9 protein-coding genes are annotated in these 13,151 nt (G+C 70.3%); 3 read left to right on the top strand and 6 right to left on the bottom strand.

All coding sequences use genetic code 11. The features are described 5' to 3' along the window. The first annotated feature begins 95 nt into the window (after positions 1-95). Positions 96-1,073 carry a helix-turn-helix transcriptional regulator gene (locus TU30_RS01545; RefSeq protein WP_234307728.1) on the top strand — a complete coding sequence of 326 codons (978 nt, stop codon included), beginning with the start codon at positions 96-98 and terminating at the stop codon, positions 1,071-1,073. On the opposite strand, the gene TU30_RS01540 is transcribed toward TU30_RS01545, so the two are convergent. From TU30_RS01540 to dnaK, 6 genes are all read right to left on the bottom strand, one after another. Further along, complete coding sequence (locus TU30_RS01540) at positions 1,036-2,088, bottom strand: helix-turn-helix transcriptional regulator (RefSeq protein ID WP_042163453.1); 1,053 nt, start codon at positions 2,086-2,088, stop codon at positions 1,036-1,038. The two genes, TU30_RS01545 and TU30_RS01540, sit on opposite strands and share 38 nt — an antisense overlap. A 367-nt stretch (positions 2,089-2,455) precedes the next feature. Next, positions 2,456-3,562 carry a sugar ABC transporter substrate-binding protein gene (locus tag TU30_RS01535; RefSeq protein WP_234307727.1) on the bottom strand — a complete coding sequence of 369 codons (1,107 nt, stop codon included), beginning with the start codon at positions 3,560-3,562 and terminating at the stop codon, positions 2,456-2,458. A gap of 552 nt (positions 3,563-4,114) precedes the next feature. Further along, positions 4,115-4,567, bottom strand: coding sequence for a heat shock protein transcriptional repressor HspR (locus TU30_RS01530; RefSeq protein ID WP_042163446.1), 453 nt, complete (start codon positions 4,565-4,567; stop codon positions 4,115-4,117). A gap of 5 nt (positions 4,568-4,572) precedes the next feature. Next, positions 4,573-5,772 (bottom strand): molecular chaperone DnaJ, encoded by a 1,200-nt coding sequence (gene dnaJ / locus TU30_RS01525; RefSeq protein ID WP_042163443.1) that lies wholly within the window; start codon positions 5,770-5,772, stop codon positions 4,573-4,575. Between the two features lie 108 nt (positions 5,773-5,880). Next, entirely contained in the window at positions 5,881-6,561 is a 681-nt protein-coding gene (grpE, locus tag TU30_RS01520; protein WP_042163440.1) for a nucleotide exchange factor GrpE, read from the bottom strand. After that, positions 6,558-8,411: a molecular chaperone DnaK gene (gene dnaK / locus TU30_RS01515; protein ID WP_042163438.1), complete on the bottom strand. Its 1,854-nt coding sequence runs from the start codon at positions 8,409-8,411 to the stop codon at positions 6,558-6,560. Before dnaK ends, grpE begins: the two co-directional genes overlap by 4 nt. A 504-nt stretch (positions 8,412-8,915) precedes the next feature. Here dnaK and TU30_RS01510 point away from each other — a divergent pair. Further along, positions 8,916-11,222 (top strand): (Fe-S)-binding protein, encoded by a 2,307-nt coding sequence (locus TU30_RS01510; RefSeq protein WP_042163436.1) that lies wholly within the window; start codon positions 8,916-8,918, stop codon positions 11,220-11,222. A 392-nt stretch (positions 11,223-11,614) separates the two neighbouring features. Further along, entirely contained in the window at positions 11,615-13,069 is a 1,455-nt protein-coding gene (locus TU30_RS01505) for an FG-GAP-like repeat-containing protein (RefSeq protein WP_042163433.1), read from the top strand. Positions 13,070-13,151 lie beyond the last annotated feature (82 nt).

The raw sequence follows: 13,151 nt of genomic DNA, 5'->3' as shown, positions 1-13,151 counted from the left end.
AGGTACGACGATGGCTCATTCGGGCACGTCATGGCCACACAATCGGTGCATCATGTTCCTGCATGTTCAGGACCCTGTGGGGTGGAGATTTGATGATGAATCGGGCTAATGAGGCACATCCCCATGCGGTCACCGAACTGTGCGAGGCCGGCAGCCGCCTCTACGCCGACGCCCTGCGCGCGGGCCGCATCGCCCGCACGGACGTGGAGCCGGCTCCCTGCCTGATGGAGCTCGCCCTGCTGCACCCCGACCCGGACGACCCCACCTGGCTGCGCCCCCTCTCCCCGGCGGTGGCCCTGGCCCACCGGCTCAACCCGCTGGAACGGGAGATCACCGAGCGCAGGCGGATGTCGATCGAACTGGCCGACGCCTTCGAACCGTTCATGGCCCTCAGCGCCCAGGCGACGATGACGACCCACTCGATCACGGTGCTGGAGGGCCTCGACCGGATCAACGCCGCCCTCGATCTGGCCACCGCGCAGTGCCGGTCCGAGATGCTCACCGTCCAGCCCGGAGGCCGTCGGCTGGAACACACCCTCGCCCAGGGACTGGAGCGCGACCGGCATCTGACCGAACGCGGGGTGCGCATCCGGACCCTCTACCAGCACACCGCCCGCCACAGCCCCGAGACGCTGGCGTACGTGGCACGGTTCGACACCGGCAGGGTGGAGTACCGCACCATCGACGAACTCGTGGAGCGGCTGGTCATCTGCGACGAGACCGTGGCCTTCATCCCCACCCGCGACGACCGCCAGGTCGCCCTGGAACTGCGCCACCCCGGCCTCGTCCGCTACCTGATCAAGGTCTTCGAGTTCATGTGGACCCGCGCGGTCCCCCTGAGCATGGGCGCCCCGTACGAGCCGGCCTCGGACGGCCTCACGGACATCCAGCACTCCATCGCCAAACTCCTCGTGGAGGGCCACGTCGACGAGGCCATCGCCCGGCGTCTGGGGATGAACGTGCGCACCTGCCGCGCCCACATAGCCAAGCTGGCCTCCGCCCTCGGCAGTGGCAGCCGCGCCCAACTGGGCTACCTCATCGCCCAGTCGGGGATCCTCGAGCAGGAACCGTGACGGAGGCCGCCACCGAGCCCGGCGGGCCGTCCAGACCAGCCTGGGCGATCCTGACGCCCAGCTGGGTACGGCTGGCCGCGCCCAGCGTCTCCGACAGCCGGGCGATGTGGGCCCGGCAGGTGCGCACACTGATCCCCAGCCGCTCCGCGATCACCGCGTCCTGGTGCCCCTCCGCCAGCAGCGCCGCGATGGACCGCTCCCGGTGCGAGATGCCCTCGATGCCGGTGTCGGGGAGCGGGGCGGCCAGCGGGAGGGCGAGTCGCCACAGCCGCTCGAAGACCGTGCTCAGGTACTCCACCAGCGCCGGGTGCCGCAGCTCCAGCGCCATCGAGCGCTCGGCGTTGGCGGGGATGAAGGCGACCGTGCGGTCGAAGAGGATCAGCCGCTCGGTCACCTCGTCCAGCGTCCGCGCCTCCACCGCGTCGCCCATCAGCTCCAGGTACGTGTGCAGCCCCTGGCCGTGCCGGGCCACATGCGTGTAGAGGTCCCGCATCCGCACCCCGCGCCCGCGCAGCGCCGTCGCCCGGTGCAGGCCCTCCGACAGCTCCGCCTCGCGCCGGATGCCGCCGGGCTGGACCGTCAGCACCTCCGTGGTGCACGCCTGCGTCGCCTCGTCCATCGCGGCCTGGATACGGGCCACACCGTCCAGCACCCGGATGGCGGGGCCCTCCCCGGCCGTGGCGGCCAAGGCCGACGGCGACTGCGCCCCGCGGCCGAGACCGGCGTACCACTCGAAGGCCTCGACGGCTGAACCGACCCGGCGCTGGCTCGCGCTGACCTCGTCGTACATCCCGCGCAGCAGCCGGGTCATGACCTCCTGCGGGGCGGTCGGCACCAGCCAGTCCATGTCGTCGGGGTCCGGATGCAGCAGGGCCAGGTCCAGGAGGCAGGGCACCGGCTCCGCGTCCCGGCGCGGCACCCGCCCGCGCCGTACGGCCCGGGAATACACGCGATCCCCGGCGTCGCACAGTCGGTCAGCACCATGCGGATGCTCGCCCGTCCCGCGCCCGGCCATTGCCCGTCCCACCCCCGGTTCAGCCACTTTCCGATGCGCAACTATGCGCGGACCCAACCGGCTCCGCAACACGGCTCCCGTCGGCGTGACTGCCGTAAACCACCGGTATGGCCGCCTATCTCCGGGCCTCGTCCCGTCACATTGCGACAAACCGGTGGGGCCGGGCCCGGGTGAGCGGCGCCAGGGCGGCGTGCATGCGGCGGGGAACGCGGGCGCGGCGAGAGCGAGGCTCCGGGGCGGGAGCCCTGAGTGAGGGCCCTGAGTGAGGGCCCGAGGCGAGAGTCCCGAGCGAGAGCCCGAAGCGCGCGGGGGAACGACGCTGCCGGGGAGCGCGGCGGTCCGCGCTCCCCGGCAGGACGGTCGAGGGCTACTTCAGCCCGGCCTCGTCGCACGCCTCCTTGTAGGTGGCCGTGCAGATGTCCGACAGCTTGTAGATCTCGTCGGCGACGACCGTGTCCGCGATGTTCTCCTTGGTCAGGGCGACCACGGGCACGAGCTGCGCGGGAATGTCCTTGTGGGTGGGGCTGTCGACGCGGTCGTCGGTCAGCGCGTCGAACTGGATGCTCTTGCCCTGGATCCGCGTCACCGCGATCTCCGCGGCGTTGTCCGCCTCGGTCGGGTAGGACTTGTACACGCTCATGAACTGGTCGCCCAGGAGGATCCGCTGCACCGCGGCGAGTTCGGCGTCCTGGCCGGTGATCGGGGGCAGCTCGGTCACGCCGGCCGCCTCCAGGGCCTTGACGATGCCGCCCGCCATGCCGTCGTTGGCGGAGTAGACCCCGGCGATGTCGTCCGCGCCGATCTCGGCGATCGCCTCGGCCATGTTGGCCTCGGCGTTCTCCGGCTTCCAGTCCTTGGTGTCGTAGGACTTGGCGATGGTCACCGCGCCCTTGAGCTCGGACATCGCGCCCGCCTTGAACTGCTTGGCGTTCGGGTCGGTCGGCGAGCCGTTCATCATGACGACCTTGCTGGTGACGTCGCCGTCGCCGCCGAGCGCCTCCAGCAGGGAGCGGCCCTGGACCTCGCCGACCAGCTCGTTGTCGAAGGAGATGTACGCGTCGATCGGGCCCTCGGCCAGCCGGTCGTAGGCGATGACGGGGATGCCCGCGTCCTTGGCCTTCGTCACGTCCTCGGCGATGGCGTGCGCGTCGACCGCGTCCAGCACGATGACGTCGACCTCGTCCTGGATCATCTGCTGCATCTGGGCCGACTGCTTGCCGGCGTCCGCCTCGGCGTTGGCGTAGTCCACCTCGCCCTTGTCGCCGGTGAGCTCCTCCACCTTCTTCTTGAAGATGGGGTAGTCGAACTGCTCGTACCGGGTGTTGGCCTTCTCCGGCAGCAGGAGCCCGATGGTGACGTCGTTCCCCTTGGTGGGGCTCGCTCCGTCACTGCTCCCCGTCGCGTTGAGTGCGCCGCAACCGGCGAGCACGACGGACATCGAGGCGGCGGCGGCTGATATGGCGATACGACGCATACGGGAGCTCACTTCAGTGCGTTTTGGACGTGGGCACAGCATTGCGGCCCATGTGACTGAAAAGCCAACGCTCCAGCGACCACTGGCGTCAAGACCAACTACTTGACGAGATGAACACAGCACCGTGCGCTGAAGTCGTGTGGGCTCGGCGAAAGACTCGCACATAACCCCTACACATGCATACACGCGCTGCTCACAGACGTGCGCGGGGCGTGCGCCGGGGCGCACGAACCGAGAGGTGACGGACCGTCAACCGTCCGCGCGCAGGTGAGGCCCGGAGGTTCGAACGAACCTCCGGGCCTCACAGGACACTCCACTTCCGCGTCAGACGGAACTTCCCCGTCGGACCGCGGCCCGCACCGCGGGACCGTTTCCTTCACAGTGCCACCCGCACCGGACCGACGCTTTCACGCCACCCGGCGGCCCCCGACCGGAGGCGTCCGGAGCCTACCGTCCGGCGTCCGGCAGCCGGTGCGCGGCGCCCTGCAGCCGGTGTCCGACAGCCGGCGGTCGGCGCCCGGTGCCCGGCAGCCGGCGTCCGGCGTCCGGCCATCAGTCGTGCTGCTGCTGGCGCTTGGGCCGCCACACCACCAGCGCGCTGGTCTGCTGCACCTCCTGGTACGGCACCAGGTCCCGGCGGTACGACGCGTGCACCGCCGCCTCGCGCTGGCGCATGGTCGCCGCCGCGCCGTCCAGCGCGCCCTCCAGGTCCGCCACCCGGGCCTGGAGCGCGGCGACCTGGTTCTCCAGTTCGATGATGCGCTTGATGCCGGCCAGGTTGATGCCCTCGGTCTGCGAGAGCTGCTGCACCTGGCGGAGCAGCTCGATGTCACGGGCCGAGTAGCGGCGGCCCCGGCCGGCGGTGCGGTCCGGGGAGACGAGCCCCAGACGGTCGTACTGACGCAGCGTCTGCGGGTGCAGCCCGGAGAGCTGGGCCGCCACCGAAATGACGTAGACCGGGGTGTCCTGCGTCAGTTCGTACGGATTGCGTCGACGACCGTCCATCGCCCTCAAGCTCCCTTCGCGGCCTGGAACAGCTCCGCCCGCGGATCCTCGTCCGCGGTCGCCTCGCGATACGCCTCCAGCGCGTCACGAGCCTTCCCCGGAAGATCCTTGGGAACACTCACCTCCACGGTGACCAGCAGATCACCGCGCGAGCCGTCCTTGCGGACCGCTCCCTTGCCCCGCGCCCGCATGGTCCGCCCGTTGGGCGTCCCCGGGGGGAGCTTCAACGTGACCGGCGGACCGCCGAGCGTCGGGACGCGGATGTCACCGCCGAGCGCCGCCTCCGGATAGGTGACCGGGACGGTGACGGTCAGGTTGTCGTCCTTGCGGCCGAACACCGGGTGGCTGCCGACGTGCACGACCACGTAGAGATCGCCCGCCGGGCCGCCGCGCTCTCCCGGAGCGCCCTTGCCGCGCAGCCGGATCCGCTGGCCGTCGCTGACCCCCGCGGGGATGCGCACCTGCATCGTCCGCGAGGACTTGGCCCGGCCGCTGCCCTTGCAGATGTCGCAGGGGTTCTCCGCGATCAGCCCGCGGCCCTTGCAGTCCGGGCACGGGTCGGTGAGCGAGAAGCCGCCGCCGCTGCCCCGGGCCACCTGCCCGGTACCGACGCAGGTCGGGCACACGCGCGGTGTGCCGTTCTTGTCGCCGGTGCCCGAACAGGCCTTGCAGGCCTGCTGGGAGGACATCCGCAGCGGGACCGTCGCCCCCTCGATCGCCTCGGTGAAGCTCAGGGTGACCTCGGACTCGATGTCCTGGCCGCGCCGCGGCTGGGTACGCGCGCCGCCCGTGCCGCCACCGCGGTTGAACAGGCCGCCGAAGACGTCACCGATCCCGCCGCCGAAGCCACCGGCACCGGCCTGGCCGCCGCCCTGACCACCGCCCTGGCCGCCCCCGAAGAGGTCACCCAGGTCGAAGTTGAACGACCCGGCACCGCCCGCCCCCGGCCCCGCGCGGAAACCTCCGCTGCCGAAGAGCGAGCGGGCCTCGTCGTACTCCTTGCGCTTCTTGGCGTCGCCGAGGATGTCGTTCGCCTCGGAGATCTCCTTGAAACGCTCCTCCGCCTTGGCGTTGCCCTTGTTGGCGTCCGGGTGGTACTCGCGGGCGAGCTTCCGGTACGCCTTCTTGATCTCGGCCTCGGTGGCGTCCTGGGGGACGCCGAGAACCTTGTAGTAGTCCTTCTCGATGAAGTCCTTGGTACTCATCCCCGACGTCCCTCCTCTCCTGCCCTGCGGGCCGTCCCCGGCCCGCCCGTCCTGCCCGTCCCGCTTGTCGTGCCCGCCCGCGCCGGCACGCCCGCGCCGGCCGGGGCGTCAGCCCTCCTGGGGGCCACCGGTCTCCTTCTCGTCCGCCGCCGCCTCTGTGCCCTCCTCGGCCTCGGCCGGCTTGCCCGGCTGGGCACCCGGCTGCGGCTCGGCGACGGCCACCCGCGCGGGACGGATGGTGCGCTCGCCGATGCGGTACCCGGGCTGCAGGATCGCCACGCACGTCGTCTCCGTGACGTCCGGGGCGTAGGAGTGCATCAGGGCCTCGTGGATCGTCGGGTCGAAGGGCTCGCCCTCCTTGCCGAACGTCTGCAGGCCCAGCTTCGCCACGGTCGCCTCCAGCGACTCGGCGACGGACTTGAACCCGCCGACCAGCTCGCCGTGCTCCCGCGCGCGCCCGATGTCGTCGAGCACGGGCAGGAGGTCGGTCATGAGGTTCACCGAGGCGAGCTCCTTGACCGCGATCCGGTCGCGCTCGACCCGGCGGCGGTAGTTCTGGTACTCGGCCTGGAGCCGCTGGAGGTCGGCGGTGCGCTCGCCGAGTGCCGAACGCACCTGGTCCAGCTGGGCCACCAGACCCGCATCGGGACCCGAGTCCCCGGCCGGGGCCGCCGCCTCCTCCTCCGCGGAGGGGGCTGCGGCCTTCGGCTCGGCGTCATCGGCCGGAACGCCTGAGGGGACGTCGGGCTGCTGCGACTGTTCGTCGAAGCCCGGGGTCTCCTCGGTCACGCCGCACCGTCCTTACGTTCGTCGTCCACGATCTCGGCGTCGACCACGTCGTCGTCCGCCTTGGCCCCGGCGGCACCCGCGTCGGCCCCGGCGGCGCCGCCCGCGGCCTGGGAGGCCTGCGCGTCGGCGTACATGGCCTGGCCCAGCTTCTGGGAGACGGCCGCGACCTTCTCCGTGGCGGTGCGGATCTCGGCGGTGTCCTCGCCCTTGAGCTTCTCCTTCAGCTCGGCGACGGCCGACTCGACCTCGGTCTTGACCTCGCCGGGGACCTTTTCCTCGTTGTCCGCGAGGAACTTCTCGGTCTGGTAGACGAGCTGCTCGCCCTGGTTGCGGGACTCGGCGGCCTCGCGGCGCTGGTGGTCCTCCTCCGCGTACCGCTCGGCCTCCTCACGCATGCGGTCGACCTCGTCCTTCGGGAGCGAGGAGCCGCCGGTGACGGTCATCTTCTGCTCCTTTCCGGTGCCGAGGTCCTTCGCCGTGACGTGCATGATGCCGTTGGCGTCGATGTCGAAGGAGACCTCGATCTGCGGGACGCCGCGGGGTGCCGGCGGCAGACCGGTCAGCTCGAACATGCCGAGCTTCTTGTTGTACGCCGCGATCTCGCGCTCGCCCTGGTAGACCTGGATCTGCACCGACGGCTGGTTGTCCTCGGCCGTGGTGAAGATCTCGGAGCGCTTCGTCGGGATCGTGGTGTTGCGCTCGATCAGCTTGGTCATGATGCCGCCCTTGGTCTCGATACCGAGGGACAGCGGGGTGACGTCGAGCAGCAGGACGTCCTTGACCTCGCCCTTGAGGACACCGGCCTGGAGCGAGGCGCCGATGGCGACGACCTCGTCCGGGTTCACACCCTTGTTGGCCTCCTTGCCGCCGGTCAGCTCCTTGACGAGCTGGGCGACGGCGGGCATGCGGGTGGAGCCACCGACGAGGACGACGTGGTCGATCTCGGACAGCGCGATGCCGGCGTCCTTGACCACGTTGTGGAACGGCGTCTTGCAGCGCTCGAGCAGGTCCGCGGTCAACTGCTGGAACTGGGCGCGGGTCAGCTTCTCGTCGAGGTGCAGGGGGCCCTCGGCGGAGGCGGTGATGTAGGGCAGGTTGATCGTGGTCTCGGTGGACGAGGACAGCTCGATCTTGGCCTTCTCGGCGGCCTCACGGAGGCGCTGGAGCGCCATCTTGTCCTTGCCCAGGTCCACGCCGTGCCCGGACTGGAACTGCTTGACCAGGTAGTCGACGACGCGCTGGTCCCAGTCGTCACCACCGAGGTTGTTGTCACCGTTGGTGGCCTTCACCTCGACGACGCCGTCGCCGATCTCGAGCAGCGAGACGTCGAACGTACCGCCACCGAGGTCGAAGACCAGGATGACCTGCTCGTCCTTGTCGAGGCCGTACGCCAGGGCGGCGGCCGTCGGCTCGTTGACGATGCGCAGCACGTTCAGGCCGGCGATCTCGCCGGCCTCCTTGGTCGCCTGGCGCTCCGCGTCGTTGAAGTACGCCGGGACGGTGATGACCGCGTCGGTCACCTTCTCGCCCAGGTACGCCTCGGCGTCCCGCTTCAGCTTCTGGAGCACGAAGGCGCTCATCTGCTGCGGGTTGAAGTCCTTGCCGTCCAGGTTGATCTTCCAGTCGGTGCCCATGTGGCGCTTGACCGACCGGATGGTCCTGTCGACGTTGGTCACGGCCTGACGCTTGGCCACCTCACCGACCAGCACCTCGCCGTTCTTCGCGAAGGCGACGACGGAAGGCGTGGTCCTGGCGCCCTCGGCGTTGGTGATGACGGTGGGCTCGCCGCCCTCCAGAACGCTGACGACGGAGTTAGTCGTGCCCAGGTCGATGCCGACCGCACGTGCCATTTCGATTCCTCCAACTGACTTGAGTGGAACAGACTCAAGCATGCCTGACGTCCGGCGCAGGGTCAACAGAGGTGAGTCAGCCGGACTCAACTCTTATCCTCTCCTTACGCGCAACCAGGCGCTGACCTGTGATGTCGCGAAGTCGCGCGGGCAGGCGAGGCGGGAACAGCCCCTCCGGGGAGCGTGAAGGGCGCCGCACGGAGGCGCCGCACGCAGGCCTCCGCGGGCCGCCGCCGCAGGTCTCGGTCGCGGCGGCACGCGGACGCGGGCGCGCGCCACGGATATAAGTTAGTGGCGTATGCCCCGCTTTACGGGCCGTCACGCGGCCACATCCGGGGCACCCGCCAAGGCAAGCCTCAGCGACCCAGATCACCCCGCACCCGGCTACAGTGCGACCGGGGTTGGGGGTAGTCTCGGACGGACTACATAAGTTACCGCTTAGTAATGTCGGGAATCCCGTGGCAGGAGCCCCCGACGAAACCCTCGCAGGCCCGAGGAGCCCCCATGCAACTCGCCGCGATCATCGTGTCGCTGGTCCTGACCGTGGTCGGCGTTGCCCTGCTCGCACGCGCGATCGGCCAGTTCGTCCGGTACTTCAAGCTGGGCCAGCCGGTCCCGGCCGGTACCCGGACCGACCATCCCTACCAGCGCAGTGTGACCCTGGTGAAGGAGTTCCTCGGCCACACGCGCATGAACCGCTGGGGCATCGTCGGCATCGCCCACTGGTTCGTGGCCGTCGGCTTCCTGACGCTGCCGCCCACCCTCGCCCAGGCCTTCGGCCAGCTCTTCCAGGCCGACTGGGTGCTGCCGGTCATCGGCGGCTTCCTGCCGTTCGAGATGTACATCGAGTTCATCGGCGTGATGACCGTGCTCGGCATCGCCGTGCTCATCGTCATCCGGCTGCTCAGCCTGCCGTCACGCCCGGGCCGCAAGTCCCGCTTCGCCGGCTCCAAGTCGGGTCAGGCGTACTTCGTCGAGTACGTCATCCTCACCATCGGCCTCGCCATCTACGTGCTGCGCGGCCTCGAGGGCGCCCTGCACCACGTGGACGGCTACGAGGCGGCGTACTTCGCCTCGTACCCGCTGGTCCTGGCCTTCGACGGCCTGTCCGTCGGGACACTGCAGAACCTGGTCTACCTGGTCGCCATGATCAAGATCGGGACCTCGTTCGTGTGGATGATCGTGGTCTCGCTGAACACCAACATGGGTGTGGCCTGGCACCGCTTCCTCGCCTTCCCGAACATCTGGTTCAAGCGCGAGGCCGACGGCGGGACCGCCCTCGGCGCCCTGCAGCCGATGACGTCGGGCGGCAAGCCCATCGACTTCACCGACCCCGGCGACGACGACGTCTTCGGCGTCTCCCAGGTCGAGCAGTTCTCCTGGAAGGGCCTGCTGGACTTCTCCACCTGCACCGAGTGCGGGCGCTGCCAGTCGCAGTGCCCCGCCTGGAACACCGGCAAGCCGCTCTCCCCCAAGCTGCTGATCATGTCGCTGCGCGACCACGCGCACGCCAAGGCCCCCTACCTGCTGGCCGGCGGCGGCACGACCATGGAGGGCGAGGAGAAGGCGTCCGCCGAGGCCCTGAAGGACGTGCCGGCGGCGGCGCTGGCCGAGGCCGGGCGCCCGCTGATCGGCACGCTCGACGCCGCGTCCGACAGCGGCTCCGCCGCGGGCGGCGTCATCGACCCCGACGTCCTGTGGTCCTGCACCACCTGCGGCGCCTGCGTCGAGCAGTGCCCGGTCGACATCGAGCACGTCGACCACATCGTCGACATGCGCCGCTACCAGGTGATGATCGAGAGCTCCTTCCCGTCCGAGGCGGGCACGATGCTCAAGAACCTGGAGAAGAAGGGCAACCCCTGGGGCCTGGCCAAGAAGCAGCGCCTGGAGTGGACCAAGGAGGTCGACTTCGAGGTCCCGGTCGTCGGCAAGGACATCGAGGACCTGTCCGAGGTCGAGTACCTGTACTGGGTCGGCTGCGCCGGCGCCCTCGAGGACCGCGCCAAGAAGACCACCAAGGCCTTCGCCGAACTGCTGCACATCGCGGGCGTCAAGTTCGCGATCATGGGCGGCGACGAGAAGTGCACCGGTGACTCCGCCCGCCGCCTCGGCAACGAGCCCCTGTTCCAGGAGCTCGGCATGGAGAACGTCATGTCGCTGAACATGGCCTTCGGCGAGGAGACCGACGACGAGGGCAACGTCACCGAGGAGACGAGGAAGCCCAAGTCGGCCAAGAAGATCGTCGCCACCTGCCCGCACTGCCTCAACACCCTCGGCAACGAGTACCCGCAGCTCGGCGGCGACTACGAGGTCATCCACCACACCCAGCTGCTCCAGCACCTCGTCGACGAGGGCAAGCTGATCCCGGTCACCCCGGTCGAGGGCCTCATCACCTACCACGACCCGTGCTACCTGGGCCGGCACAACAAGATCTACACGCCTCCGCGCGAGATCATCGCCGGCGTCCCGGGCCTGCGCAACGAGGAGATGCACCGCCACAAGGAACGCGGCTTCTGCTGCGGCGCCGGCGGCGCGCGGATGTGGATGGAGGAGCGGATCGGCAAGCGCATCAACGACGAACGCGTCGACGAGGCCCTCGCCCTGAACCCCGACATCGTCTCCACCGCCTGCCCGTTCTGCCTCGTCATGCTGACCGACTCGGTCAACGGCAAGAAGAACGACGGCAAGGCCAAGGAGTCCATCCAGGTCGTGGACGTCGCCCAGCTCCTGCTGGAGTCCGTCAAGACACCGCTGGACCCGGCGGGCGAGACGGAGAGCGAAGACGCCCCGGAGCCCGAGCCGGTGAAGTAACCGGCCCCAGGGCACTCCCCCTCGCTCCTCCAGCTTCCAGCGCCCCGTCCCGGCTCCGGCCGGCGGCGGGGCGCCGTCGTTGTCCCGACGCGTCCATCCCGACGCGCCTGCCCCGACGCGTCCGTCCCGGGCGCAACCGCGCGGGGCTCAACCATGCGGGGCGGGCGGCGGCTTCACGCCCGTCGGTGCCTGCCTCACGCCCGTCGCGCACCCCTCCCGCACTTTCGCCATGTCCACGTACAACTCTCCCCACCCCTCGCCGGTCTCCTTGACGATGATCACCCCGTGACCTCCCGGTGAACCCGTGCCCCCTCCAGGGCGAGCACGGACGCATCACCGCATCGGCACGGGGCGCCGCAGCCGACGGCCGTCCCGCACAGGGCAGGAGACCCATGCGCAAGAAGCTCAGCATCACCCTGGCGACCGCCACCGCGGCCGCGCTCACCGGCGGCCTGCTCGTGGCCACGGCCGGACCCGCGGCCGCCGCCCCGGGCCTCGACAGCGACTTCAACGGTGACGGCTACCGGGACGTCGCCGTCACCGCCCCCCTCGCCTCCGTCAACGGCAAGTCCAAGGCCGGCGTCGTCACCGTCCTGTACGGCTCCCCGGGCGGCGCGGGCGCCAAGAGGATCCAGACCTTCAGCCAGAACAGCGCCGGCGTCCCGGGCGCCGCCGAGACGGGCGACCAGTTCGGCTCCCACACCGCACCCGGCGACTACAACGGCGACGGCTACGCCGACCTGGCCGTGGGCGCGCCGGGCGAGGACGCCGGCTCGGACACCGACGGCGGCACCGTGGTCATCCTGTGGGGCGGCTCCGGCGGCCTGTCCGGCGGCACCACGGTCTCCGACCCGGCCCGTTCCACCCACGACTGGTTCGGCCAGGTGGTCGCGGCCGGCGACTACAACGGCGACGGCCGCGACGACCTCGCGATCGCGTCCGACATCAACAAGGTCGACATCTACCGCGGCGGCTTCACCAAGTCGGGCTCCACCGGAGGCCGTTACAGCATCACGACCCCCATTCTCAAGGTGAAGGGCCTGGACATCTTCAACCTCACCCCGGGCGACATCGACGCCGACGGCCGTACCGACCTGGTCGTGGACGGCTACGAGGGCGACAGCGACGACGAGTACTCGTACAACGCCAACTACTGGCTGCCCGGCTCCTCCTCCGGTATGACGACGCCGGGCGCGCAGAAGCTGCCCGCCGGGATCATCTCCGACATCGGCGACGTGGACGGCGACGGCCGCGGCGACATCGTCATCGGCAACCAGTGGGACAGCGGCAGCAACAGCGCGGGCACGTCCAAGGGCGGAGCCGTCGAGATCCTCTACGGGACGTCGTCCGGCCCCGACGGCGCCGCCGAGACCATCGACCAGAACACGGCCGGCGTGCCCGGCAGCAACGAGACCGGAGACAGCTTCGGCTACGAGGTCTCCCTCGGCGACATCAACGGCGACGGCCACGACGACCTCGTCGTCGGCGCGCCGGGCGAGGACCTGGACGGGGTCAAGGACGCCGGCATGGTCTCCGTGATCTACGGCTGGACCGGCGGCCTGCGCGAGACCGGCTCCCAGGCCCTGGACCAGAACACCCCGGGCGTCCCCGGCGGCGGCGCGGAGAACGACGGCTTCGGCGGCGAGGTCCTCCTCTCCGACGTCACCGGCGACGGAAAGGCCGACCTCACGGTCGGAACCCCCTGGGAGAACACGGGCAACGGCTACGCCGTCGTCTTCAACTCCGACGGCACGAAGATCGACCCCGCCGGACGCGGCATCGGTCTGACCCCCGCCGGCATCTCCTCGGCCGGCACCCCGCTGTTCGGCTTCCACGTCAACGGCTGACGCCGCCCACCGGCCGGCCCCGCACCGCCGGCCGGCCGGTCCCACCAGCCCGTCGGCCCACCCACCCCGGGAGACCTTCTCG

The sequence above is a fragment of the Streptomyces sp. NBRC 110035 genome, from assembly GCF_000829695.1.
In the GTDB taxonomy this organism is placed as follows: Bacteria; Actinomycetota; Actinomycetes; order Streptomycetales; family Streptomycetaceae; genus Streptomyces.
This window is presented reverse-complemented; position numbering and strand designations above follow the sequence as displayed.

What these genes read in the sequence shown, in the direction of transcription:
- TU30_RS01545 (WP_234307728.1), top strand. Translation starts at nt 96, where the DNA reads ATGAATCGGGCTAATGAGGCACATCCCCATGCGGTCACCGAACTGTGC.
- TU30_RS01540 (WP_042163453.1), bottom strand. Translation starts at nt 2,088, where the DNA reads ATGGCCGGGCGCGGGACGGGCGAGCATCCGCATGGTGCTGACCGACTG.
- TU30_RS01535 (WP_234307727.1), bottom strand. Translation starts at nt 3,562, where the DNA reads ATGCGTCGTATCGCCATATCAGCCGCCGCCGCCTCGATGTCCGTCGTG.
- TU30_RS01530 (WP_042163446.1), bottom strand. Translation starts at nt 4,567, where the DNA reads ATGGACGGTCGTCGACGCAATCCGTACGAACTGACGCAGGACACCCCG.
- dnaJ (WP_042163443.1), bottom strand. Translation starts at nt 5,772, where the DNA reads ATGAGTACCAAGGACTTCATCGAGAAGGACTACTACAAGGTTCTCGGC.
- dnaK (WP_042163438.1), bottom strand. Translation starts at nt 8,411, where the DNA reads ATGGCACGTGCGGTCGGCATCGACCTGGGCACGACTAACTCCGTCGTC.
- TU30_RS01510 (WP_042163436.1), top strand. Translation starts at nt 8,916, where the DNA reads ATGCAACTCGCCGCGATCATCGTGTCGCTGGTCCTGACCGTGGTCGGC.
- TU30_RS01505 (WP_042163433.1), top strand. Translation starts at nt 11,615, where the DNA reads ATGCGCAAGAAGCTCAGCATCACCCTGGCGACCGCCACCGCGGCCGCG.